This is a genomic window from Actinoplanes sp. NPDC004185 (assembly GCF_053603475.1).
On record NZ_JBSGFR010000005.1, the window covers coordinates 132267 to 156935 of the forward strand.

Below are 24669 nucleotides of genomic sequence, written 5' to 3' on the forward strand. Positions count from 1 at the left end.
CGGAGAAAAGAGGTAGCGGTGAGCGGACCCGACGTCAGTGTGGTGGTGGCCGTGTACAACACGATGCCGTACCTGACGGAGTGTCTGCGCTCGCTGGTCGACCAGACGATCGGGGTCGACCGGCTGGAGATCATCACCGTCGACGACGGGTCCACCGACGGCAGCGGTGCCGAGCTCGACCGCTGGGCGGCGGAGTATCCGGACACGTTCAAGGTGCTGCACCAGGAGAATTCCGGCGGTCCGGCCGGCCCGAGCAACCGCGCCCTGGACCTGGCCACCGGCCGGTACGTGTTCTTCCTCGGCGCCGACGACTACCTCGGCACCGAGGCGCTGCACCGGCTCGTCACCGCGGCCGACGAGCTGGAGGCCGACATCGTGCTGGGCCGCCTGGTCGGCGCCGGCGGTCGCGTGGTCAACCAGGCCGTCTTCACCCCGGGCAACCGCGACGACATCACGCTGGTCAACTCGGCGCTGCCCTGGGCGTTGTCCAACACCAAGCTGTTCCGCCGCTCCCTGCTGGAGGAGCACCACATCCGCTATCCGGAGGAGCTGCGGTCCGGCAGTGACCAGCCGTTCACCATCCGCGCGGTGATGGCGGCCCGGCGGATCGCCGTCCGGGCCGACTACGAGTTCTACTACGCGGTGCGGCGCACGGACTCCAGCAACATCACGTACCGCACCTCGCTGTCCGGCTTCGTGCAGGACGCCGCGCTGATCATGGACACGGTCGCCGACGTCATCACCGACCCGGAGGCCCGCGACGCGGTGTTCCGCCGGCACTTCACCTGGGAGCTGGGCAAGCTGCTGGGCAAGCGGTTCCTCGAGGCGGACCAGGAGGAACGGATCCGCGTGCAGGAGGGTGTCCGCAAACTGGCCGACACCTACCTGACCGAGGAGATCCGGGCGAGCCTGGACGTGCGGCACCGGATCCCGCTCAGCGTCGCCCAGTACGGCACGGTCCAGGACCTGCTGACCGTCGCGAAGCACTTCGCCGAGCACGGCCTGTCACCTGTGGTCGCCGAGGGTGAGCGCTACTACCTGAACTTCCCCGGCTTCCGTGATCAGGCCCTCGGCTTCCCCGACGAGTGGTTCGACGCGACCTCGCACGTCCGCCAGCTCGTCCACCAGACCGGCCCGGCCGACGTGCGCTGGGGCCGGACCCCGGACGGCCGGCGCGCCCTGCTGGTCGGCTGGCACACGTCCCTGCCCAACCTGAACAGCGGCGACGGTCCGGCTCCGCAGGTGTCCGCGGGCGACCGCCCGGCCACCCTCACCGAGTCCGCCAACGACGACGACGGCGGCACCCGGGTCCTGGGCTATCTGACCGTCGACGACATCATCGCCGGGCAGACCAAGCGGCGGCAGCGCCGGCGCGTGCGCTTCAGCTGGACCACCCGCGGCGAGTCGTACAGTCTTCCGGTGACCGCGTTCGACCTCTCGCGGGCGACGCGTATCCTCCATCGACGTGGCCTACGTTTTCACCTCGTCGGCGCCGAGCTCGACGAGAAGGCCCGGCTGCACGTCGTGAGCACCACCGTCACCCCCCGCCGGATCGCCGGCCGTCTCGCGCGCCGGCTTCGCCCCAAGCGCTGACCCGCGCCAAGGAGGATGTACCCCAGCATGAAGATCTGTGTCGTCGCCCTGGGCAAGATCGGGCTGCCGCTCGCCGTCCAGTTCGCGTCCAAGGGGCACACCGTGATCGGGGCGGACGTCTCCGAGCCGACGGTGCGCACCGTCAACGACGGCCTGGTGCCCTTCCCGGGCGAGGCCGACCTCGATGTCAAGCTCAAGCAGGCGGTCAACGCCGGTCTGCTGACGGCCACCACCGACACCGCGGCCGCCGTGGCCGAGGCCGAGGCCGTGGTCGTGGTCGTGCCGCTGTTCGTCGACGGCGAGGGCGTGCCGGACTTCGGCTGGATGGAGTCCGCCACCCGCGACATCGCCCGTGGCCTGCGTCCGGGCACCCTGGTCAGCTACGAGACCACCCTGCCGGTCGGCACCACCCGCACCCGCTGGGCGCCGCTGCTGGAGGAGGGCTCCGGCCTGGTCGCCGGGCGCGACTTCCACCTGGTCTTCAGCCCCGAGCGGGTGCTCACCGGCCGGGTCTTCGCCGACCTGCGCAAGTACCCGAAGCTGGTCGGCGGCGTCGACGCGGCGTCGGCCCAGCGCGGTGTCGAGTTCTACGAGGCCGTGCTCGACTTCGACGACCGGCCCGACCTGGAGCGCCCGAACGGCGTCTGGGACCTCGGTTCGGCCGAGGCCGCCGAGCTGGCGAAGCTGGCCGAGACCACGTACCGCGACGTCAACATCGGGCTGGCCAACCAGTTCGCCCGGTACGCCGACACCATCGACGTCGACGTCAACCTGGTCATCGACGCCTGCAACACCCAGCCGTACAGCCACATCCACCGGCCGGGCATCGCGGTCGGCGGGCACTGCATCCCGGTGTACCCGCGGCTCTACCTGTGGAACGACCCGTCGGCCACGGTGGTCCGCTCGGCCCGCGAGGCCAACGCGGCGATGCCGGCGTACGCGGTCGACCTGCTGGCCGCCGCGGTCGGTGACCTCGACGGGCTGGGCGTGCTGGTGCTCGGGGCCGCCTACCGGGGCGGGGTCAAGGAGACGGCGTTCTCCGGCGTCTTCCCGGCCGTGGAGGAGCTGCGCCGCCGCGGCGCGAAGCCGTACGTGTCCGACCCGATGTACTCCACCGCCGAGCTGACCGCTCTGGGCCTGCCCCCGTGGAACGGCGAGGAGTTGGGCGCGGCGGTCGTGCAGGCCGACCACGCCGAGTACCGCAGCCTGACCGCCGCGGACCTGCCCGGCGTCAAGGTGATCGTCGACGGCCGGCGCACCACCGACCCGGAGCGCCTCGAAGGCATTCGCCGGATCGTCATCGGCGGCTGACGTGCAGTCCCGGGGCGGCTCCGGCCGCCCCGGGCAACGTCCGGCCGGTCAGCCCCGCTCGATCTCGCGGCTGACGATCTCGCCGCTCTCGTCGACCCAGCCCTTGGGCCGGGCCGGGTTGCCGGCCACCAGCTGGTAGGGCTGGACGTCCTTGGTCACGACCGAGCCGGCCGCGATCATGGCGTACTCGCCGACCTCGATGCCGCAGATCAACGTCGCGTTCGCGCCGATCGAGGCGCCCCGGCGGACCAGGGTCGGGGTGATCTTCCAGTCCGGGTTCTGGGCCCGGGGCCGCAGGTCGTTGGTGAAGACCGCGCAGGGGCCGACGAAGACCTCGTCCTCGATCGTGACGCCCTGGTAGACGGAGACGTTGTTCTGAATCTTGACGCGGCTGCCCACGACGGCGTTGGCGTCGAGGTAGACGTTGCGCCCGATCACGCAGTCGTCGCCGACCACGGCGGACGAGCGGACGTGTGCGAGGTGCCAGACCTTGGTGCCGGCGCCGAGCGTGGCACCCTCCTCCACGTCCGCGGAGGGGTGCACGAACGGCGGCCGGGCGCCGGCGGCGTCGGTGTCATTGTGGGTGTGATCCATCAGAGCAGTGTGAGCCCTGCGGAGCGCACACCCGAAATCGGGGAAACAATTCCGGAATCTCGCCGGTGCTAATCTGGGCGTTCCCCTCTTTCAGACCTCGTACGGACGGCCCGCGCCCCACCATGACCATGATCAGCGTCGTCGTTCCCGCGTGGAGCGTTCAGGGATATCTCGTCGAGGCGTTGTCCTCGGTCCTCGATCAGCAGACGGTGGACGCCGAGGTGATCGGCGTCGATGACGCGTCGCCCGATCATGGCGGCGAGGTCCTCGACGAGCGGGCCGCCCGCGACTCCCGGTTGACTGTGGTGCACCTCACGACCAACGGCGGCCCGGGCCCGGCCCGTAACGCCGGCCTGGACCGAGCCACCGGCGAATACGTCTGGTTCGTCGACGGCGACGACCGGATCGTGCCCGGCGCGCTCGCCGCGGTCGAGGCCCGGCTGCGCGAGGAGAAGCCGGACGTGCTGGTCGTCGGGGCCGCTCGGGAACGGTGGAACAGGTCGGTGTCCGGCTGGCGTACGCCGGAGTCCGCGGCCACCGGGGCCGAGGCGTTGACCCGGGCGGCACCTCCGCTCGGCGCGTTGATCGTGCGACGGCAGTTCCTGCTCGACTCCGGCATCCGTTTCCGGCCGGGCTGGTACGAGGATGTGGCTTTCGCGTACGCGGTGCTGGCCGAGGCGGGCACCGTCACGACCTTCGAGCCGGCCTGTTACATCCGCCGGCTGGACCGCGACGGCTCGATCCGCACCACCCGCTCGGCCCGGCACGCCGACGCGGTCGCGCAGTACGACGACGCGCTGAGCCGTCCCGTGGTCACCGCCTCCTCCGCCAAGCTGCGCCGGCGCGCGCTGGGCCGGGCCGTCACCGAACTGCTCGCGATCGTCGAGGACGACACCCGGATGCCCCGCGCGGCCCGCCGGGCGATGTTCACCGCGGTGTCCGAGCTGCTGCGCAAGCACGAGGCCGGGGCCGCGGCCCGTCCCGGTGGTGCCGCCGGTCTGCGGCTCAAGCTGCTCGCCGCTGACTCCTTCACCGCCTACCGGGCGTTGCGCGGGGCGGCCAGCGTGGCTCGCTCGGTCCGCCGGGTGCCGCGCACGGCGAAAGCCCGCCTGCGCAAGCCGGCCCTGCGCTGGTACTACAAGTGGCAGCTGCGCCGTCCGATCGACGAGAGCCTGGCCGTGTACGCGGCGTACTGGTATCGCGGTTATGCCTGCAACCCGGCCGCCATCTTCGAGAAGGCCAAGGAGCTGGCTCCCGGCGTCCGGGGCGTCTGGGTGGTCAAGCGGGGCCACCGGCCGCTGCCCGCGGGTGTCGACCACGTCACCGCCGGCAGCCGGGCCTACTACCGCACCATCGCCCGCGCCAAGTATCTGATCAACAACGCCACCTTCCCGCCGGAGGTGGTGAAGCGGCCGGGCGCGGTCCACGTGCAGACCCACCACGGCACGCCGCTCAAGACGATGGGCCTCGACCAGCCGAAGTTCCCGGCCTCCACGGTCACCTTCAACGCCGAGCGGATGCGCCGCAACATCGCCAAGTGGGACTTCAGCATCACCGCCAACCGGCACACCACCCTGCTGTGGGACAGGCAGTTCCCGATCAAGGGCGAGACGCTGGAGACCGGCTATCCGCGCAACGACCGGCTGGCCCTGGCCACCGAGCAGGACGTCGCGGCGGCCCGCGCCGAGCTCGGCATCGCGCCCGGCGAGCGGGTGGTGCTCTACACCCCGACCCACCGCGAGTGGCACGCGACCTTCACCCCAATGCTCGACGTCGACGCGCTGGCCGAGGCGCTGGGCCCGGACACCCGGGTGCTGCTGCGCGGCCACTACTTCTACGGGCTGGCCGGCTTCCCGGCCCTGCACCCACGGGTCACCGACGTGTCCGCGTTCCCCACGGTGGAGACGCTCTACCTGGCCGCCGACGCTCTGATCACCGACTTCTCGTCGGTGATGTTCGACTATGCCGTGCTGGACCGGCCGCTGATCATCTTCGCGCCGGACTGGGAGATCTACCGGGCCGTGCGCGGTGTCACGTTCGACCTGGAGACCGAGCACCCGGGCACGTTCACCCGGACGTTCGACGAGCTGGTGGCCGCCTTCCGCACCGGCCAGGTCGACAGTCCCGAGGCGACCGCGGTCCGGGCCCGCTTCCGGGCGCGGTTCTGCGCCCTGGAGGACGGCCACGCTGCCGAGCGGGTGGTCCGGCGGGTGTTCGCCGATGTCTGAACGCATCCCCGGCCTGGTCAGCGTGATCGTGCCGATCTACAACGTGGAGCCGTTCCTGCGCGACTGCCTCGACTCGCTGCGGGCGCAGACATACACCGACCTCCAGGTGCTGATGGTCGATGACGGCAGCACCGACGGGTCTGCGGCCGTCGCGGCAGAGTTCGCGGCGAGGGATTCCCGGTTCGAGCTCATCCGGCAGGCCAACGCCGGGCTCAGCGCCGCCCGCAACGTGGCCGTGCCGGCTGCGCGGGGCGAATACCTGGCTTTCGTCGACAGTGACGACGTGCTGGCCGCGCACGCGTACGAGCTGCTGGTGCAGGCGCTGGCCGGCGGCGCGGACTTCGCCAGCGGCGCCGTCCGGCGGTATTCCTCGCGCGGCGCATACCGGGGGGCGCCGCACAACGAGGCGATCGCCACTACCGACCTGGACACGCACGTCACCCGCCGGCCGGAGCTGCTGCGCGACCGCACGATCTGGAACAAGCTGTACCGCCGCTCCTTCTACGACGCGCACGGCTTCGAGTTCCCGGTCGGCCGGCTCTTCGAGGACGTGCCGGTCACCGTGCCGGCGCATGCCCTGGCGACCAGCGTCGCGGTCGTCAACGAGCCGATCTACTTCTGGCGGGTCCGCGAGGGCGCGGTCCGCTCGATCACCCAGTCCAACAACGACCTGCGCAACCTCGTCGACCGCTTCTTCTCGGTCGAGCTGACCCGCAAGCTGCTCACGGACGCCGGCCAGGACGACCTCCGCCGGGTGTACGAGGAGCAGGCGATCTGGGACAAGCTCAGCAGCTACCTCAGGTTCCTGCCGGCGGCCTCACCGGAGTTCCGGGAGACGTTCCTGCGGCTGGCCACGGGCTATCTCGCCGAGCTCGACCCGGGCGCCGTCGAACGGCAGCCGGCCAAGGTCCGCCGGCATTGGCAGCTGATCCGGGAGCGCCGGCTCGACGACCTGGTCGAGCTGATCGACCGCGGTTTCCGTAAGCCGAAGGCGGCACCGCAGCGGCCGCTGGAGTCCGCCGTCCGCAGCCTGGTCTGGCGCGACGGCCGGCTGGAGCTGACCGGTTACGCCTACGTGCCCGGCGGCCCGCCGCGGCGGTTCGGCTCGATGCGGCTGCTGTGGCTCTCCAGCGACGGCGGCCGGCGCCGGCTCCCGCTGCGGGCGCGCGCCCACCGTGATCCCGGGGCCCGCCCGGCCGAGCAGGCAGCGGGTTTCATCGTCTCGATCGATCCGGCCGTCATGCGCAACGGCAAGGTCTGGCGCAGCGGCAGCTGGACGGTCGCGGTTGCCGCGGCCCGTGGCATCACGGTCCGCCGCGCGGGGTTGCGCATGCCCGAGGGCTGGAGCGACCCGCTGCCGCGCAAGCAGCTGGAGCCGGGGGTCTGGGTCGCCCCGATCGAGACCAAGGGCCGGCTGCGGCTGCGGATCAGCAAGTCGGACGGCTGGCTCACCGCGAGCCACCGCGACGGTGACGATCTGGTGCTGTCGGGCATGCTGCGCGGCCGCCCGGCGGGCCCGGTCCGGATCGAGCTGAGCCGGGTCCGGGGCATCGTCACGCACCGGGTGCCGGCCGAGGTGAGCCCGGTCCCGGACGGCTTCGCCTTCACCGCGCGACTTCCGCTGGCCGGCATCGGCCTCGACGTCACCGACGACAACCACGCCGCGGGCCTGTACGCCCAGCGCTTCCAGATCGACATCGTGGTCCGGGACAAGCCGGTCCAGCTCGTGGCCGACGACGGCTACGAGCCGTTGCGGACAGTGCGGGGCACCGACGAGGTCTACACCGCCGTCTCGGCCGCCGGGCACGTCTTCCTGCGTACCCGCCCGGCCGGCCCGGTGGTGACGTCAGCCGATTGGCGTCCCGACGGTGCTCTGGTGCTCAGTGGCGACAGCCCGGAAGACATCGAGGGGGAGCTGCTGCTGCGGCTGCGCGGCCGCCGCAAGGACCACAGTCTGCCGTTGCGGGCGGTGGACGGGCGCTGGCAGGTGATCGTCGACCCGGCCGCGATGCCCGGCCTGGGCGGACCGTTGCCCCTGGTGGCGGGCATGTGGGATCTGTCGTTCCGGTCCGCCGGGGTGCACCACCTCACCATCGCCGCCCTCGGTTTCACCGGCGCGGTCACCGCGAGCCTGCCGGCTTCGGCCACCGCGGCCGACGGGGTACGCACCGTGCTGCGCTCGGCCGGCGAGGAGCGCACGATCCTGGTCGTCGAGACCCCCGAGCCCGACCCGGCCGAGCAGGACCGTCTGCGCGCCGCGTACACCCTGCCCGGGGCCCGGCCCGCCCTGCGGGACGCGGTGCTCTTCGACGCCGCACCGGGCCGGCGCTTCGCCGACGACCCGGCCGCTCTGCTGGCCGAGCTGGCCCGCCGGCCGCGGGCCCCGGTCGCCCGCTGGACGGTCGAGCGCGGCCAGCCGGTGCCGCCCGGCGCCGAGCCGGTCACCCACGGCAGTGAGGCCTGGTACGCCGCCCTGACCACCAGCCGCTGGATCGTCACCAACGACGACCTGCCGCGCTGGTTCCGGCCGGCCGACGGCCAGGTGGTGCTCCGGCTCGCCGGCGGCTGGCCGATCGCGCGCTCGGGGGCCACGGCGGTCGCCCACCCGCTCGGCCAGGAGCTGATCGATCAGCTCGACTCCGATGCGGCGAGCTGGACAGCCCTCGCGTCGCCGAGCCCCTCGGCCACCCCGGTGCTGCGCCGGGAGCTGCGGTTCGACGGCCCGGTCCTGGAGTGGGGGCGTCCGGCCGACGACCTGCTCACCACCATGGACGCCGAGACCGCCCGGGCCGCGGTGCTCGCGCGCCTGGGGTTGCCCGCCGGCACCCGGCTGATCCTGTACGCGCCCACCCGGCGCCCGATGGACTGGCGCAAGCGGGGCTGGAGCGACCCCGGCAAGTTGCTGGATCTGCCGGCCGTCGTGGCCGCTCTGCCGCCCGGTCACACGTTGCTGGTCCGCCGGCATCCGGCCCTCGGCGACGACGTGCTGGGCCTGGTGCCCGGTGTGCTCGACGTGTCCGGCTATCCCCAGGTGGGCGAGCTGCTGCTGGCGGCCGACGCGCTGATCACCGACTACTCGACCCTGCTGGCCGACTTCGCGGTCACCGGCCGGCCGGCCTTGCTCTACGTGCCCGACCTGGCGGAGTTCCAGGCTTCCCCGGGGCTCAACGTCGACCTCGGCACCGTGGCTCCCGGACCGCTGCTCAGCACCTCCGCCGAGGTGGCTGCGGCGGTGGGTGCGCTCGACACCGTCGCTGCCGACCACGCGGGGGCGGCCAAGGCGTTCGCGGAGACATATGCGACCGCGCGGGACGGCCGGGCGGCCGAGCGGCTGGTCGACTGGTTGCTCGCGGCCGGCCGAAAGGGGAGTGGCGGTGGAGGCGACGTGACTGAGGCCACTATCGTTTTGCCATGACCTCCATCGCGCTCGCTGAGGAACTCCTCCTCCTCGCGTACGACGACCAGACCGGCAAGGCGACCGGTTCCCGCATCGGGCTCGACCTCGGCATGTCCGCGGCCGTGCTGGTGGACCTCGCGCTGGCCGGCCGGATCGCCTACGTGAACGGGAACCTGGTCGTCAACGACCCGACACCGATCGGCGACCCGATCGCGGACCTGGTGCTCGCCAAGGCCGCCGCGGACGAGCCGCACACCCCGGCCCAGTGGGTGCAGCGGCTGCGCCACAACCTCCGTAACCGGGTCCTGCAGGACCTGATCGAACGGGGCGTGGTGCGTGACGTGGACGAGACCCAGATGGGTCACATCCACGTGCACCGCTATCCGACCGCGGACCCCGCGTTCGAGGCGGAGATCCGCAAGCGGCTGGCCGAGGCGCTGATCACCGACGCGCCGCCGGACGAGCGGACCGCGGCCCTGGCCACGCTGCTCGTGGCGACCCGGATGGAGCCGGCTCTGCGGCTCCCGCCGGAGGAGGCCGCCCGGGCCCACCAGCGGCTGGAGCAGATCGCCAGCGGCGCCGGCTTCTCCGGCTCCATGAACCTCGAGGACTCGATCGTGCGCCCGAGCGTCGCCCTGGTGGTGGCCACCCTGAGCCGGGCGATCAGCGCGGCCCTGGGCGCCCCGAAGGTGATCTGACGCGGGACCGGGGCCCTGGCGGCCCCGGCCACCGGCATTCAGGCCAGGCCGAGCGCGGCGGAGATCTCCGGGCGCAGCCCGCTGTCCATCGCGGCCAGGGCGCGTGACCGGGCACCGGTCAGGTCACCGTCGGTCACCGGCTCGACCACTTCCAGGTACGCCTTGAGCTTCGGCTCGGTGCCGGACGGCCGGATGACCACCCGGGCCCGCGCCGTCCGCAGGGTCAGCACGTCGGCGTCCGGCAGCCGGTCCTCGACCTCGGTCACGGCGTCACCGAGCAGGCTCTTCGGCGGGTTCTGGCGGATCCGGGCCATGGTGCTCGTGATCAGTCCGAGGTCCTCGACCCGCATCGAGACCTGCCCGGTGCGGTGCACCCCGAACTCGGCGTCCAGCTCGTCGAGACGGTCGGCCAGGGAACGCCCCTCGGCCTTGAGCGTGGCGGCCAGGTCGGCCACGGTCACCGCCGCGGTGATGCCGTCCTTGTCGCGGACCAGCCCCGGCGCGACGCAGTAGCCCAGCGCCTCCTCGTAGCCGTACGCGAGCTCCTCGGCACCGCGGACGATCCACTTGAAGCCGGTCAGGGTCTCCGCGTACGGCACACCCCGGGCGGTGCACAGGGCCCGCAGCAGCGTCGAGGAGACGATCGTGGTGGCGTACGTGCCCGGCACGCCGCGCCGGATCAGGTGGTCGGCCAGCAGCACGCCCAGCTCGTCCCCGCTCAGCGGCCGCCAGCTGCCCGGCTCGGTGCCCGGGATCGCGACGGCGCACCGGTCGGCGTCCGGGTCGTTGGCGATGGCCAGGTCGGCGCCGGTCTGCCCGGCCAGGGCCAGCAGCAGGTCCATCGCGCCCGGCTCCTCCGGGTTGGGGAATGCGACGGTCGGGAACGCCGGGTCCGGCTCGGCCTGCTCGGCGACCACGGCCGGGGCGGCGAAACCGGCCGCGGCGAACGTCGCGGCGAGCACTTTGCCGCCGACCCCGTGCAGCGGCGTGTACGCCACCTTCAGGTCGCGGGGACCGGCGGCTACGACGGCGGCGGCGCTGTCCACGTACCCCTGGACGATCGTCTCGTCGAGGACCGTGCCGGGCTCACCCAGCGGGACCTCGGTGAGGGGCCCGACCGCCTGGATGGCGGCCTCGATGCCCGCGTCGGCGGGCGGCACGATCTGCGCGCCGGCCCCGGCCGGACCGCCCAGCTGGGCGCCGAGGTAGACCTTGTAGCCGTTGTCCTGGGGCGGGTTGTGACTGGCGGTGACCATGACCCCGGCCACGGCGTCCAGCTGCCGTACCGCGTACGCCAGCACCGGCGTCGGCAGCGGGCGGGGGAGCAGCAGAGCGGGCCGCCCGGCCGCCGTGGCCACCCGGGCGGTCTGCTCGGCGAAGTCGCGGGAGCCGTACCGGGCGTCGTACCCGATGACCAGCGGTCCCTGCCCGCCCTGCGCGCCCAGCCAGCCGATCAGGCCGGCCGCGGCGCGGGTGACCACCGCGAGGTTCATCCCGTTCGGTCCGGCCCGCAGCCGGCCGCGCAGCCCGGCCGTGCCGAAGGTCAGCGGGCCGGCGAACCGGTCGGCCAGCTCGTCGGCGCTCTCCGGGAGCCGCGCGAGCAGCTCCCGGATCTCGTCACGCGCGGCCGGGTCGGGATCGTCGGCCAGCCAGGTCTCGGCCAGCCTGCGGAGATCGTCAGTTGCCATGCTCAGTGGATAGCACGGCCCGGCGGCTCAGCTCGACTTGAGGGTGAAGGTCTTGGCCATCTCGTCGAAGTACTGCTTGCTGCCGGCGAACTTGGCCTCGGTGGTGGTGAGGTAGAAGGAGTACATCTTGCCGTCGGTCGTGGTCTGCCGCCAGATCCCGTGCCGCATGGTGTCGCCCTCGCCGCAGGTGTACTCGAACTGGGCGGCGGGCAGCCCGGAGATCTCGACGTCGGTCGTGCCCAGGTGCTTGAACGGCTTCGGGCAGGCCTTGGACTTCTTCAGCGTGCCGGGCGCGGTGGTGTCGGCGAACTTGCGCGGCGGGATCGAGCCCTTCTCGACCAGCACCCGGACCTTCGTCGACTTGTCCTCGGGGTTGATGTAGTCGACCCAGTTACCGGTCGCGGCGCGCTCCCAGGTCTTGGGCACCTTGACCGTGACGGCCTTGTCACCCTTGTAGTCCTGGGTGGCGAAGGAGGCCGGCACCACCTGGTTGGCGGCCGGTGGCTGATTGGGCGGGGTGCCGGGATCGTCGTCCCCGCTCAGGGCCACGACCAGGACCAGCAGCAGCACCACGGCCAGGGCGCCACCACCGGCGGCGAGCTGGGTGTTGCGCGGCCAGCCCTTGACCGTCGTGACGGCCTTGTCGGTGGTGCGGCGCACGGTGGCGACCGTGTTGTCGATCATCGCGCGGCGCTTGGCCGCCGGGCTGGTCACCACCGTGCCGGGCAGCGGGTCGCGGGCCGCACGGGCACCGTCCCACTGCCGGCGCGGGGGCAGGACGCTGGTCTCGTCGCTCTCCGAGCCCCCGGACGGCGGGATCACGCTGGTCCGGTCGTTGTCCATCGGCGGCGGGGGCGGATAGGCGCCGGTCGGGGCGCTGGCCGCGGTGGCCTCGGCGGCGCGGCGCCGGCCGCCACCGCTGCCCTGCTTGAGCTTGGCCAGGCGCCCGGTGAGCGACTCGTCGGGCGCGAGCATGGCCCGGCCGCCGATCTGACCGGAGGGCTTCGGCTGGGCGGGCGGGATCGGCTGGGTCTCGGCCGCCGGCGGGCGCTGCGCCGGGACCACCGAGTACGGGTCCGTCATCATGTGCGGCGGGGCCTTGCTGGCCAGCGGGCCGGCGAGCTGCTGACGCAGCATCGTCCGGGCGGTCGGCACGTCGAAGCGGCGGGCCGGGTCCTTCTCCAGCAGGCCCATCAGCACCGGCGTCAGCGAGCCGGCGCGTACGGCCGGGGTCGGCGGGTCCTCGACGACGGCGTGCATCGTCTCGATCGGGTCGCCCTTGTCGAACGGCGGCCGGCCCTCGATCGCGGTGTAGAGCGTGACACCCAGGGAGAAGAGGTCGCTGGGCGGGCCGAAGTCGCTGCCCATGGCCCGCTCGGGCGAGATGAAGTGCGGCGAGCCGAGCACCATGCCGGGCGTGGTGAGCTGCACGTCGGTGGGCATCCGGGCGACGCCGAAGTCGGTGAGCACGCAGCGGCCGTCGGTGCAGATCAGCACGTTGGCCGGCTTCACGTCGCGGTGCAGCACGCCGTGCGCGTGGGCCACCTCGAGCGCGCCGAGCAGGGCGATGCCGATCTTGGCCACCACCCGCGGGTTGACCGGGCCGTCCTCGATCACCATGTCGGCGAGGCTGCGCGCCTCCAGCAGCTCCATGACGATCCACGGCCGGCCGTTCTCGTGCACCACGTCGTAGACCTGCACGACCGCCGGGTGCTGCAGGGCGGCTGCGGCACGGGCCTCGCGCATGGTGCGCTCGTACATCGAGTCGCGGTCGCTGGGGGCCAGGCCGGGCGGGAGGATGACCTCCTTGATGGCCACGTCGCGGCGCAGCAGCGTGTCCGCTGCCCGCCAGACGGTGCCCATGCCGCCGTGCCCGACCGCGGCGCGGAGGGTGTACCGCCCGCCGATGAGCGTGCCCGGGGCTGCGCGTCCGCTGGTCGGGGCGGAGTTGCCACCGCTCCACGTCGGAATCTGAGTCACGAAGATGCCACCGAAGGGGGTGTAGGGGGCTGTCGGCCAACTCCGCTATCTTGCCGGTTCCCACCCCTTTTCGGAAAGTCGCTGGAAGGGTGTTCTGGTGAACTCGACCGTGGGTAGCCACGCTGTCGCGTACAGTGGAACTTTTCGGACGCTGAGTGCAAAATCCCTCGCTCTTCCGTGCTTAACGCTGCTTTAGGATCACTTCTGTGAACGCAGAATCCGGGTTCGAGATCAAACCGGTCTACCACCGCGGCGACGTGGCGCCGGACGTCGACGAGCGGCTCGGCGAGCCCGGTGCCTACCCGTACACCCGGGGCGTCTACCCGACCATGTACACCCAGCGCCCGTGGACCATGCGCCAGTACGCCGGTTTCGGCACCGCCGTGGAGTCCAACGCCCGCTACCACCAGCTGCTGGCCGCCGGCACGATGGGCCTGTCCGTCGCCTTCGACCTGCCCACCCAGATGGGCTACGACTCCGACGACCCGATCGCGCACGGTGAGGTCGGCAAGGTCGGCGTGGCCATCGACTCGATCGACGACATGCGGCAGCTGTTCGCCGGGATCCCGCTCGACAAGGTCTCCACGTCGATGACGATCAACGCGCCCGGCTCGCTGCTGCTGCTGCTCTACCAGCTGGTGGCCGAGGAGCAGGGCGTGCCCGGGGCGGCGCTGACCGGCACGATCCAGAACGACATCCTGAAGGAGTACATCGCCCGGGGGACGTACATCTTCCCGCCCAAGCCGTCGCTGCGGCTGGTCGCCGACACCTTCGCCTACTGCCGGGCCGAGATCCCGAAGTGGAACACCATCTCCATCTCCGGCTACCACATGGCCGAGGCCGGCGCGACGCCCGCTCAGGAGATCGCGTTCACCCTGGCCAACGGCATCGAGTACGTACGCGCCGCGCTCGCGGCCGGGCTCGCCGTCGACGACTTCGCGCCCCGGCTGTCGTTCTTCTTCGTCGCCCGCACCACGCTGCTGGAGGAGATCGCCAAGTTCCGGGCCGCCCGGCGGATGTGGGCCCGGATCATGCGCGACGAGTTCGGGGCGAAGAATCCCAAGTCGCTGATGCTGCGCTTCCACACCCAGACCGCCGGCGTGCAGCTCACCGCCCAGCAGCCGGAGGTCAACCTGGTCCGGGTGGCGATCCAGGCGCTCGGCGCGGTGGCCGGTGGCACCCAGTCGCTGCACACCAACGCGTACGACGAGGCGATCGCCCTGCCCACCCAGAAGTCGGCCCGGCTGGCCCTGCGCACCCAGCAGGTCCTCGCGTACGAGAGCGGCCTGGTGGACACCGTCGACCCGTTCGCCGGCTCGTACGTCATCGAGGCCCTGACCGACGAGGTCGAGGCGGCGGCGACCGCGCTGATCGAGCGGGTGTTCAGCTACGGGTCCTCGGTGGACGCCATCGAGCAGGGCTTCCAGAAGCAGGAGATCGAGAGCTCGGCGTACCGGATCTCCCAGGAGATCGACAACGGCGAGCGGGTGGTCGTCGGGGTCAACCGCTTCGCGAGCGACGAGGAGGAGAAGTACGAGCCGCTGCGCGTCGACCCGGCCATCGAGGCCGACCAGGCCGCCCGGCTCGCGAAGCTGCGCGCCGAACGGGACGGGCCGGCCGTCGAGGCGGCGCTCGCCGACCTGCGCAAAGCGGCCGAGGGCACCGAGAACGTGCTGCCGCCGATGCGCGAGGCCTTGCGCCTGCGTGCCACCGTGGGCGAGGTCTGCACCACGCTGCGCGGGGTGTGGGGCGTCTACCGACCCGTGGAACACTTTTAACTGCGTCACCTCCGGTAATTGTCATCCGTTGGAGGAGATGGCGTCCGCACAGCGCTCTTATCAGGGCATTGGTAACACAGCGCGAGACGATCAATACGGGAATGACGTTGCACAGCGTCACCGAAAGAGGTCTAAGCTTTCGCGCGTTGCGGAAACCGGTTCAAATGACGAGAGCGATAGAGAATCCGACGTGACGAGTGCATTGACCGTGCCCGACAGCTCACCCCAGGCCCCTTTCCCGGGGCCCCCGCCCGGCGCCGACCCGCTGCCCGGCCAGCTGGACCGCTGGCTGGCCGCCCGGGGCGCCGAGCTCGTGGCCATCCGGCGGCACATCCACGCGCACCCGGAGCCGTCGAACGCCGAGTTCGAGACCGCCGCCCTGATCGCGCGTGAGCTGGCCGTCGCGGGCCTCACCCCGCAGCTGCTGCCCAAGGGCAACGGCCTGATCTGCGACATCGGCGAGGGCGACCGGGTGATCGCCTTCCGCGCGGACCTGGACGCCCTGCCGCTGCAGGACACCAAGGACGTGCCGTACCGCTCGACGGTCGCCAAGGTCGCCCACGCCTGCGGTCACGACGTGCACACCACCGTCCTGCTCGGACTCGGTCTGGCCCTGGCCCAGCTCAACGAGCAGGGCGAGCTGCCCGGCCGGGTGCGGTTGATCTTCCAGCCGGCCGAGGAGTTCGTGCCCTCCGGCGCCCCCGAGGTGATCGCCTCCGGCGCGCTCAAGGATGTCGTGGGGATCTTCGCGCTGCATTGCTACCCGCAGCTGCCGGCCGGCCTGGTCGGGGTCCGCTCCGGCCCGTTCACGGCGGCCGCCGACACCGTCGAGGTGCGCCTCACCGGCCCCGGCGGGCACACCGCCCGGCCGCACCTGACCGCCGACCTGGTGCACGCGCTGGGGCGGGTCATCGTCGACGTGCCCGCACTGCTGGACCGGCGCGTCGACCCCCGCGCGGGCGTCTCCATGGTGTGGGGCGCGGTGCAGGCCGGCGAGGCGTTCAACGCCATCCCCGGAGAGGGCTACGTCCGCGGCACCGTCCGCATCCTCAACCGCGAGGCCTGGCGCGAAGCCCCGGAGCTGATCACCAAGCTGATCCGCGACGTGGTCGCACCGACCGGCGCCGAGGTCGAGGTCAAATACAACCGGGGCGTGCCGCCGGTGATCAACGACCGGATGGCGGCCGCGGTGATCGCGGGCGCGGCCGGCGCGGCGCTGGGCGCCGACCGCGTGGTCGAGGCCGAGATCAGCATGGGCGGCGAGGACTTCGCCTTCTACCTGGACAACGTCCCGGGCGCGATGATCCGGCTCGGCACGGGCACGCCGGGCTCCGAGGTCAAGTACGACCTGCACACCTCGAACTTCGACGTCGACGAGAAGTGCATCGGCTACGGGGTCAGGGTGATGGTCCACACCGCGTTGGCGGCGTTGTCGACGGGGGCTTTTTAAGAACTTGGATCAAGGGCTTTCTTGCCACGGTGGGTGAGTGGTGCTGACCGTCGCTCCCGCGGGGACCGGGCGAGGATGGCCAATCGCCTGGCGGCTCATGGACGGCCATCCTCACCCTGCCAGGTCCGTGCGTTGCCGGCCTTACTCTCCGGACTCCTCCGCGCGCTTCGGCGGGGCGTCCTTGCTGGTGGAAGGCGGCTGCTGGGGCTGGGCCGGCTGGGTTCGGGCCGGCTGGGTGCGGGGTGGGTAGGTCGGTGCCGGGCCGGCCATTGCGTAGGCCGGCATGCCCTGTGCGGGCTGCGGGGTGCGGGACGGGCGGCGGGCGCGGTTGCGGCGGTAGAGCCAGATGATCGCCCAGGCCGGCAGGGCCAGGACGATCAGCCAGGGCAGGAGCCAGCCCAGCACGGTCAGGACGACTCCCAGCGAGGCCAGCAGGCCCTTCCAGCCGTTCTGCAGGCCGGCCAGGAATCCGGGGGCACCCTCTTCCTGCTCGACGGCCACAGCGTCGGGGTCGAGCAGGATCACCGTGATGGTCGACAGGGCGGTCAGGTCGGCCAGGCGGCGCTTCTTGGCCTGCAGGGAGGCCAGGTCCGACTCGCGGGTCGCCACCTCGCGTTCCAGCATCACCAGGTCGTTGAGCGACTTGGCCTGGGCGAGCAGTTTGCGGCCACTGTCCACCCGGGCCTGCTGGGTGGCGATCCGGGCGTCCAGGTCGATCGTCTGCTCGGTGACGTCCTCGGTGTTGATGCCGCGCTGCTCCTCCTTGCCCAGCCCGGCCAGCTGGTCCACCACGGGGTTGAACTTCTCGGCCGGTACGCGCAGCTCCAGGGTGGCGTCCTGCGAGCCGGAGCCGCTGTTGCGCTTGTCGCCGCTGATGAAGCCGCCGGCTCCGGTCGCGATGCCGGCGGCGCGGGCTGCGGCGATGTTCACGTCCTCGACGCGGACCGTGATGGCGCCGGTGTAGACGATCGAGCGCTGGTCCACGCGCAGGTCGGGCGCCTCGGCTGCCCGATCCTGGCCACCCTCGGCGGTGTTCGCCTCACCCTTGGCCGGAGCCTCGGCCGGTGCCGGCTCGCCGAGCTGGGGGGCAGAGCCCGCCGACGAGGCGCCGTTGTCCGCGCTGTCGCCGCTGCAACCGGCGAGAGCCAGTGTCACGGCCAGTCCGGCGGCGCCGAGCGCCGCGGTGATCCTTCGTCGAGCACGCATGGATACTCCGTTCCCCGTTGAGGTCTGCCCCCTGGGACGTGCGGCGCGCGGGAGCCGGTTCCGGCAGACTGCGAGATGAGCGGTCACGATTCGGCACCGGAGGGCTCACGTGCGCGTCACGAAGTTCACGCATTCCTGTCTACGTCTCGAGGGTGGCGGCGCCGTCCTGGTCGTCGACCCGGGGGCGTTCAGCGAACGGTCGGCGCTGACCGGCGCGGACGCTGTCCTGATCACCCACGAGCACTTCGACCATCTCGACGTCGACGGGCTCGCCGATGCCGTGGCCCAGCGGCCTGACCTGCGGGTCTACGCCCACCCCGACGTGCTGCCCAAGCTGACCGCCTTCGCCGACGTGGTCACCGGAGTCGAGGCGGGCACCGAGTTCACCGCGGCGGGCTTCACCGTCCGGGCGTACGGCGGGCAGCACGCCGTGATCCACCCCGAGATCCCCCGGATCGCGAATCTCGGCTTCCTGATCGCCGACGACTCCGGCTCGGTCTACACCCCCGGCGACTCCTTCACCGCCCCCGACGAGCACGTCGACACGCTGTTCGTGCCGCTCAACGCCCCCTGGCTCAAGCTCAGCGAGGCCATCGACTTCGTCCGCGCGGTCAAGCCGGGCCGGGCCTACGCGCTGCACGACTCCCTGCTCACCGAGACCGGCGCGCAGGTCTCCAACGGCCACCTCGAACGCCTGGGCGGCACCCGGTACGCCCGCGTCGCGCCCGGCACGACGCTGGACTGACGTGCCGACCAGCACCGAGGACGTGATCCGGGCGCTCTACGAGGCGCCGCCGGACGGTTTCGTCGCGGGCCGGGCCGCCGCGATCGACGAGGCGAAACGGGCCGGCGACAAGGACACCGCCAAGCGCCTGGCCGCGCTGCGCAAGCCGACCGTGGCGGCCTGGTTGGTCAACCTGCTGGCCCTGCGCCGCCCGGAGCTGATCGACGAGCTGGTGGAGCTGTCCACCGCGCTGCGCTCGGCCCAGCGCAGCCTGCAGGGCGAGCAGCTGCGCGAGCTCTCCACGCAACGCCGGCAGGTGGTGTCCGCCCTGGTCAACGCCGCGCAGAAACTCGCCGTGGAGGACGACCCGGGGCTGCGTACGGTGAAGCTGCCGATGGCCGAGGTCGAGGCGACGCTGACCGCGGCCCTGGCCGAGCCGGACATCGCCGAGCAGGTACGCAGTGGACGGCTGGTCAAGGCGGCCACGTACGCCGGATTCGGTGAGGTGCCGCGCCCGCGGTTGCGCCTGGTCACCGCCGACGAGCCGGACGAGCAGGAAGTGGACGACGACGAGGACGAGGAGACGCCGCCGAACCCGTTCGCTGTCGCCGCCGAGCCTGAGCGGGCGGCCCGGCCGACCGTGCTGGAGGAGCGCAAACGCCGCGCGGCCGAGAAGGCCCGGCAGGAACGCGCGGAACGACGCCGCGAACTCAAACGCCGGCTGACCACCGCCCGGGCCGCGGAGGCCAAGACCCGGACCCGGCTGGAACGCGCCGAAGCGGCCGAGCAGGAGGCCGCCCACGCCGTCGAGGAGATCGAGGAACAGCTCGCTGAGCTGGAACGACAGCGGATCGTGGCGCAGGCCGAGGTGTCCCGGCGCAAGCTGGCGCGACGCTCGGCGGAGCGGGACGCATCAGCCGCCCGGCGTGAGGTCGGAGACGTCGAGGCGGCCCTGGAGGATCTCGACGCGGATGAACCGGATCAGTAGGCCATTTTCACGAACCGGTCAGGGGGAGCAGAATCGCTCAGGTGACCCCCGAACAGGCAGCCGCCAACGCCAAGCCGGGACTCGCCAACCTCGTCGGGGCGTTCGCCGAATCCCCGCAGACACTGCGCCGCGCGCGGTTGATGGGGTTGTCCGGGTGGGCGTACCACGTGTCGGCCCGGGCCGGCGCGCTCGGCGACGTACGCCCGGAGACGGTCGCCGCGGCGATCGGCTTCATCGCCCCCGAGGCGGTGACCGACGGCTGGGAGGCCGCGGCCAAGACGACGCCACCGGTGGAGGTGGCCACCTGGCACCTGCACGAGCTGTGCCGGTGGGGCGTGGACGAGCTCGGTGGCTTCCCCCGGCTGACCCGGCTGCTGGAGCTGGCCAAGCGGGTCGTCGAGGCGGTGGACGCCGCGGGCCTGACGTTGTTCGCGGCGTGGCGGGCGATGCCGGTGCCGGACGCCTCGGCCGGCGCCCAGGCCGCGGTGATGCTGCACCTGCTGCAGGAGCACCGGCTGGGCGTGCACGTGGTGGCGGTCCGGGCCAGCGGGCTCACCCCGTTGGAGGCGATCATCGCGGGACCGGACGGTGAGACGGACGCGGTGGCCTTCGGCTGGCAGCCGCCGTACCCGTCGCCGGGGCCGATCGTGCGGCGGCTGATGTGGGCCGAGTCGGTGGCCGACTCACTGGCCGGGCAGGCGTACGCGCGCCTCGACCGGGCCGAGCGGATCGAGCTGATCGGGCTGCTGACCTCGCTGTCGCACCGGCTGAGCCGGTAAAAACGCTTGGTGGCGCCGCGCCGCCGTGCTCAGATTTCCCGGTGACCGAACTGCCCGAGGGCTGGCGTACCCGCCGGCCGACCCTGGACGACGTGCCGGAGCTCCTCCGGCTGACCCACGCGAGCGACATCGCCGCGGTCGGTGAGCCCGACTACACCGCCGAGGAGGTGCGCGCGGCGTTGACCATGCCGCACACCGACCCGGCCCGGGACTGCTGGGTGGCGCTGGACCCCGCCGGTGAGATCGTCGGCTGGGCCTATCCGGACAACCCCTCGGGCGGCGCGCGCGAGTTCATCGAGGTCTACGTGTGGCCCGAGCGTGGGGTGCCCGCCCTGCGCCCGCTGCTCGCCCGGCTGCTCGACCGGGTCACGGAGCGGGGCCGGGAGTTCGGGCACGACCCGTACGCGGTCCGGGCGGGCGCGGTCCCGACCGAGCACCCGTGGATCTCGGCGCTCACCGACGCCGGTTTCGCCTTCGTCAAGCAGCACGCGCGGATGACCATGTCGCTGGACGGCCCGGTCACCGTCCCGCAGCCCGCGCCCGGTGTCACCGTCCGGCCGGTGCGCCACGACGACGAGGCCGAGCTGCGCCGGTTCCACGCCACCATCGAGGAGGCGTTCCGCGACAGCGACCACGACGCCACCGGCTACGACACCTGGCGGCAGCAGGTGGCCGGCGAGACCACCGTCGCCTGGGACGAGTGGTTCGTCGGTGAGGTCGACGGCCGGTGGGCCGGGGTGCTGCAGTCCTCCGACTCCGGCGTCGAGGACAACGGCGGATGGGTGCGGTCGCTGGCGGTGCTGCGGCCGTACCGTCGGCGGGGTGTGGGTGCGGCCCTGCTGCACCGGGCTTTCGCGGCCTATGCGGCCAAGGGCCGCACGACGGCCGGCCTCGGGGTCGACCTGGCTAATCCGACCGAGGCCGCGCGGCTCTACCGCGCCGTTGGGATGCGGCCGCTCTACGAGGCCAACATCTACCAGCGGACGGTCTGAGCGCTACAGCTCCGGCGAGGCGGTGCGGGTGGGCCGCTGGCGCAGCTCAGCCACGTAGTCGTCCGGCGCGCCGGCCTTCTCGGCCGCGTTGGCGATCTCGGAGAGATACCAGGCCGTCGGCATGCCGCCCTCGTAGCCGTCGAAGACGTAGACCCAGGCGCTGAACTCGCCCTCGAGCGTGGAGACACGCACGGTGAGCTTCTGGTACGCACCCGCGGTCACCCCCTCGACCTCGTCGAGCTGGGCGGCGTCCCACGGGTGCACGTCGTAGAGCGAGACGAAGACCCGGTCGCCCGGGGACTCCACGATCGTGGTGACCGCGCCCTCCCAGCCCATGTCGCCCTCGCCGGCGAAGGTCAGGCGCCAGCCTTCCACCCACCCGACGCCGACCATGGGCGAGTGCGGGCAGTAGGCCCGCATCCGGGCTGGATCGAGGTTGGAACCGTACGCGGCGTAGTGACCCACGGCGATGACGATAGCCCGGACGGCCGGTGGTGGAGAATACGAGGTGTGCGTGTCGGCACATCTGCGGCACGAAAGCGACAAAACACTGCAATGGAGGTCGGACTATCGTGAGCCGGATCGTGATCATCGGCGGTGGGCCGGGCGGGTACGAGGCGGCGCTCGTCGCCGCACAACTCGACGCGGAAGTCACCCTCGTCGAGGCCGACGGGGCCGGCGGCGCTTGCGTGCTCTCCGACTGCGTGCCGTCGAAGACCTTCATCGCCAGCTCGGAGGTGGTGACCGGATACCGGCACAACGAGCGCTTCGGCATCCGCTCGGCCGGCCTGGAGGGTGTCACGGTCGACGCCAAGGCGGTCAACGACCGGGTGAAGCGGCTCGCGCTGGCCCAGTCCGGCGACATCCAGGCCAAGCTGATCAAGGCGGGCGTGGACGTGGTGACCGGCCGCGCCCGGATGGGCGAGGACACGCTGGGTCACACCCACCAGGTCCTGATCACCCCCGCCGGCGGCACGGAGTACGCGGTCGACGCCACGACGGTGCTGATCGCGACCGGCTCCACCCCACGGGTGCTGCCCAGCGCGGTGCCCGACGGCGAGCGCATCCTCGACTGGCGCCAGGTCTACGACCTCGACGAGCTGCCCAGCCACCTGGTGGTGATCGGCTCGGGTGTCACCGGGGCCGAGTTCGCCAGCGCCTACCTGGCCATGGGCGTGCAGGTCACCCTGGTCTCCAGCCGCGAGCGGGTGATGCCGCACGAGGACGCCGACGCCGCCATGGCCATCGAACGGGTCTTCCGCGAGCGCGGCATGACCATCCTCAACCAGTCCCGCGCCGACTCGGTGGTCAACACCGGCGACGGGGTGCTGGTCACGCTCTCCGACGGCCGTACGGTCGAGGGCTCGCACGCCCTGATGGCCGTCGGCGCCGTGCCCAACACCGCCGACCTGGGCCTGCGCGAGTACGGCGTGGACGTGGCCAACGGCGGCTACGTGACCGTCGACCGGGTGTCGCGCACCAACGTCCCCGGCATCTACGCGGCCGGCGACTGCACCGGCGTGCTGCCCCTGGCCAGCGTGGCCGCCATGCAGGGCCGGATCGCGGTCTGGCACGCCATGGGCGAGGCCGTGGCGCCGCTGCGCCTGCGGACGGTCTCGGCCAACGTCTTCACCGACCCCGAGCTGGCCACGGTCGGCGTCTCACAGAACGACGTCGACGCCGGCAAGGTGCCCGCCCGCCAGGTGATGCTCCCGCTGACCGGCAACGCCCGGGCCAAGATGGCCGGCCTCAAGGACGGCTTCGTGAAGCTCTTCTGCCGCCCGGCAACCGGCCAGATCGTCGGCGGCGTGGTGGTGGCGCCCAAGGCCAGCGAGCTGATCCTGCCGATCACGATGGCGATCGAGAACAACCTGACGGTGGACCAGCTGGCCCACACGATCACGATCTACCCGTCGCTGTCCGGGTCGATCGCCGAGGCGGCCCGCCAGCTGATGCTGCACGAGCTGCAGTAGGCGCTCCGGTCGGGGCGTCCAGGTCGGGGCGTTCCGGTCGGGGCGTCCAGGTCGGGGCGTTCCGGCCGCTGGGCTGGCCGGGCTGGTCTCGGCGACCGGGGGCGGTCAGCGCCGCAGGCGGACCGGGCGGTCCGGCGGTGACGCGTCTCCGGTGCCGGACCGCTCGCCGTCCGGATTCGGCGCCGGCGCGTCCTCGTCGGCTGCCTCGTCCTCGTCGATCTCCTCGGCGTTGTCCTTGCGGCCGCCGAAGAGGGCCAGGATCCACCCGGCCGTGCCGAAGATCAGCGCCGCGCAGGCCGCGATCGCGAACAGCCGCCAGGCGGACTGGGTGATCGCGGTGCCGCCCACGTGCCCGACCAGGCCGCCGTAGGTGGCCCAGCACAGCGCCGCCCCGCCGTCGTAGATCACGAAGAGCTTGATCGGATAGCCGCTGCGGCCGGCGTGGTAACCCGCCGCCATCCGGCCGCCGGGGACGAAACGGCAGAGCAGCAGCACCAGCGGGCCGGGCTTGCGCAGACCGCGGGTGAACCGCTCGGCGGCCCGGCGGGTCTTCGACTCCGGCTTGTCCACCTGCTCGTTTCGGGGCGCGAAGCGTTGCCGCAGGGCGCTCAGTCGTCCGCTGAGCCAGTGACCGCCGACGTGCCCGGCGGTGCGACCCAGCACGAACGCGATCGAGTCGCCGGTGAACATGCCCAGGGCGCCGACCGCGATGACCAGGGGGAGGCTCAGGTTGCCGTACACGGTGAGCGCGCCGGACGTGATCATGATGGCCTGGATCGGCACCACCGGCACCATCGCATCGACGGCCAGGAATCCGAAAAGCGCAAGGTACGCCCATGCCGGTGTTGCCATCACGGTCAACAAATCGGTCATCGGTCGGCCACCTCGCGGCTCCAGGGCTCACGGCATTCTCCGTGGGCGCCCCTGAGAATGAGCTGAGTACAGGATGCTCCCTGATCAGGCCCGGCTAAGGGTGATGCCCGCCACGGTACGGGCTGGACGTTGCTGGTGTGGCCCGTGACGCGAGGCATTTCTGCCAATCTCTGGCGATCTAGGTACGGTTAGCCGCTTCTGGTACGGGCCGGGCACGCGTAGCCTGGGTGCAGTCCCCGACACGCCGGGTCCCCCGTTCTCGGTGTCTCGGGCGAGCGGCGCCGGCCCGGCTGCTTGCCGGGCTCGTTGCGCCAGGGCCGTCGGTAGGTCCCGTACCGGCGGCCCGCCCACATGTCCCCTGCATGTCTCGGCCGGCCGCAGGTGAAGTGGCCGTGACCACTGTTACCCGCGCGCAAC

The 24669-nt window shown here is 72.2% G+C and carries 18 protein-coding genes; 12 read left to right on the plus strand and 6 right to left on the minus strand.

All coding sequences use genetic code 11. The features are described from left to right. The first annotated feature begins 18 nt into the window (after positions 1–18). Positions 19–1593 (plus strand): glycosyltransferase family 2 protein, encoded by a 1575-nt coding sequence (locus ACWEOZ_RS07185; RefSeq protein ID WP_451909838.1) that lies wholly within the window; start codon positions 19–21, stop codon positions 1591–1593. A gap of 27 nt (positions 1594–1620) precedes the next feature. After that, positions 1621–2904, plus strand: coding sequence for a nucleotide sugar dehydrogenase (locus ACWEOZ_RS07190; RefSeq protein ID WP_451909839.1), 1284 nt, complete (start codon positions 1621–1623; stop codon positions 2902–2904). Positions 2905–2952: 48 nt separating this feature from the next. On the opposite strand, the gene ACWEOZ_RS07195 is transcribed toward ACWEOZ_RS07190, so the two are convergent. Then, positions 2953–3498: an acyltransferase gene (locus ACWEOZ_RS07195; RefSeq protein ID WP_360817296.1), complete on the minus strand. Its 546-nt coding sequence runs from the start codon at positions 3496–3498 to the stop codon at positions 2953–2955. Between the two features lie 122 nt (positions 3499–3620). Between ACWEOZ_RS07195 and ACWEOZ_RS07200 the strand changes: the two genes are divergently transcribed. Genes ACWEOZ_RS07200 through ACWEOZ_RS07210 form a run of 3 tightly spaced genes read left to right on the plus strand, consistent with a single transcriptional unit; the run spans position 3621 to position 9821 of the window. Further along, complete coding sequence (locus tag ACWEOZ_RS07200) at positions 3621–5726, plus strand: bifunctional glycosyltransferase/CDP-glycerol:glycerophosphate glycerophosphotransferase (RefSeq protein ID WP_451909840.1); 2106 nt, start codon at positions 3621–3623, stop codon at positions 5724–5726. Next, a complete protein-coding gene (locus ACWEOZ_RS07205; RefSeq protein WP_451909841.1) occupies positions 5719–9141 on the plus strand; it encodes a CDP-glycerol glycerophosphotransferase family protein in 3423 nt (1140 codons plus the stop codon). The genes ACWEOZ_RS07200 and ACWEOZ_RS07205 overlap by 8 nt, the downstream gene beginning before the upstream one ends. Further along, positions 9138–9821, plus strand: a complete 684-nt coding sequence (locus tag ACWEOZ_RS07210; protein ID WP_451909842.1) for a GOLPH3/VPS74 family protein — start codon at positions 9138–9140, stop codon at positions 9819–9821. Before ACWEOZ_RS07205 ends, ACWEOZ_RS07210 begins: the two co-directional genes overlap by 4 nt. Positions 9822–9859: 38 nt before the next feature. Here ACWEOZ_RS07210 and ACWEOZ_RS07215 read toward each other — a convergent pair whose 3' ends face one another. After that, positions 9860–11509, minus strand: coding sequence for a phospho-sugar mutase (locus ACWEOZ_RS07215; RefSeq protein WP_451909843.1), 1650 nt, complete (start codon positions 11507–11509; stop codon positions 9860–9862). Positions 11510–11536: 27 nt separating this feature from the next. Then, complete coding sequence (locus ACWEOZ_RS07220) at positions 11537–13489, minus strand: serine/threonine-protein kinase (protein WP_451909844.1); 1953 nt, start codon at positions 13487–13489, stop codon at positions 11537–11539. 206 nt (positions 13490–13695) lie between these two features. Here ACWEOZ_RS07220 and ACWEOZ_RS07225 point away from each other — a divergent pair, with 206 nt between their 5' ends. Both ACWEOZ_RS07225 and ACWEOZ_RS07230 read left to right on the plus strand, forming a co-directional pair. Then, positions 13696–15267, plus strand: a complete 1572-nt coding sequence (locus ACWEOZ_RS07225; RefSeq protein ID WP_451909845.1) for an acyl-CoA mutase large subunit family protein — start codon at positions 13696–13698, stop codon at positions 15265–15267. Positions 15268–15457: 190 nt separating this feature from the next. Next, a complete protein-coding gene (locus ACWEOZ_RS07230) occupies positions 15458–16717 on the plus strand; it encodes an amidohydrolase (protein ID WP_451909846.1) in 1260 nt (419 codons plus the stop codon). 141 nt (positions 16718–16858) lie between these two features. Here the strand turns inward: ACWEOZ_RS07230 and ACWEOZ_RS07235 are convergent, their stop codons facing one another. Beyond that, positions 16859–17923: a DUF4349 domain-containing protein gene (locus tag ACWEOZ_RS07235; protein ID WP_451909847.1), complete on the minus strand. Its 1065-nt coding sequence runs from the start codon at positions 17921–17923 to the stop codon at positions 16859–16861. 109 nt (positions 17924–18032) lie between these two features. Here ACWEOZ_RS07235 and ACWEOZ_RS07240 point away from each other — a divergent pair, with 109 nt between their 5' ends. The 4 genes from ACWEOZ_RS07240 to ACWEOZ_RS07255 are packed head-to-tail and all read left to right on the plus strand — an operon-like array spanning position 18033 to position 21406. Further along, positions 18033–18668, plus strand: a complete 636-nt coding sequence (locus ACWEOZ_RS07240) for an MBL fold metallo-hydrolase (protein ID WP_451909848.1) — start codon at positions 18033–18035, stop codon at positions 18666–18668. Position 18669: 1 nt separating this feature from the next. Further along, a complete protein-coding gene (locus tag ACWEOZ_RS07245; RefSeq protein ID WP_451909849.1) occupies positions 18670–19635 on the plus strand; it encodes a hypothetical protein in 966 nt (321 codons plus the stop codon). Between the two features lie 41 nt (positions 19636–19676). After that, a complete protein-coding gene (locus tag ACWEOZ_RS07250) occupies positions 19677–20414 on the plus strand; it encodes an SCO6745 family protein (RefSeq protein ID WP_360814917.1) in 738 nt (245 codons plus the stop codon). A gap of 41 nt (positions 20415–20455) precedes the next feature. Further along, the gene (locus ACWEOZ_RS07255; RefSeq protein WP_451909850.1) at positions 20456–21406 is read left to right on the plus strand and encodes a GNAT family N-acetyltransferase; all 951 of its coding nucleotides are present in this window, start codon (positions 20456–20458) and stop codon (positions 21404–21406) included. Positions 21407–21409: 3 nt separating this feature from the next. On the opposite strand, the gene ACWEOZ_RS07260 is transcribed toward ACWEOZ_RS07255, so the two are convergent. Continuing rightward, positions 21410–21871, minus strand: a complete 462-nt coding sequence (locus ACWEOZ_RS07260) for a gamma-glutamylcyclotransferase (protein WP_212994286.1) — start codon at positions 21869–21871, stop codon at positions 21410–21412. Between the two features lie 107 nt (positions 21872–21978). Here ACWEOZ_RS07260 and ACWEOZ_RS07265 point away from each other — a divergent pair, with 107 nt between their 5' ends. Continuing rightward, positions 21979–23379, plus strand: coding sequence for an NAD(P)H-quinone dehydrogenase (locus ACWEOZ_RS07265; RefSeq protein ID WP_451909851.1), 1401 nt, complete (start codon positions 21979–21981; stop codon positions 23377–23379). Between the two features lie 105 nt (positions 23380–23484). Here the strand turns inward: ACWEOZ_RS07265 and ACWEOZ_RS07270 are convergent, their stop codons facing one another. Then, positions 23485–24252, minus strand: coding sequence for a DedA family protein (locus tag ACWEOZ_RS07270; protein ID WP_451909852.1), 768 nt, complete (start codon positions 24250–24252; stop codon positions 23485–23487). Positions 24253–24669 lie beyond the last annotated feature (417 nt).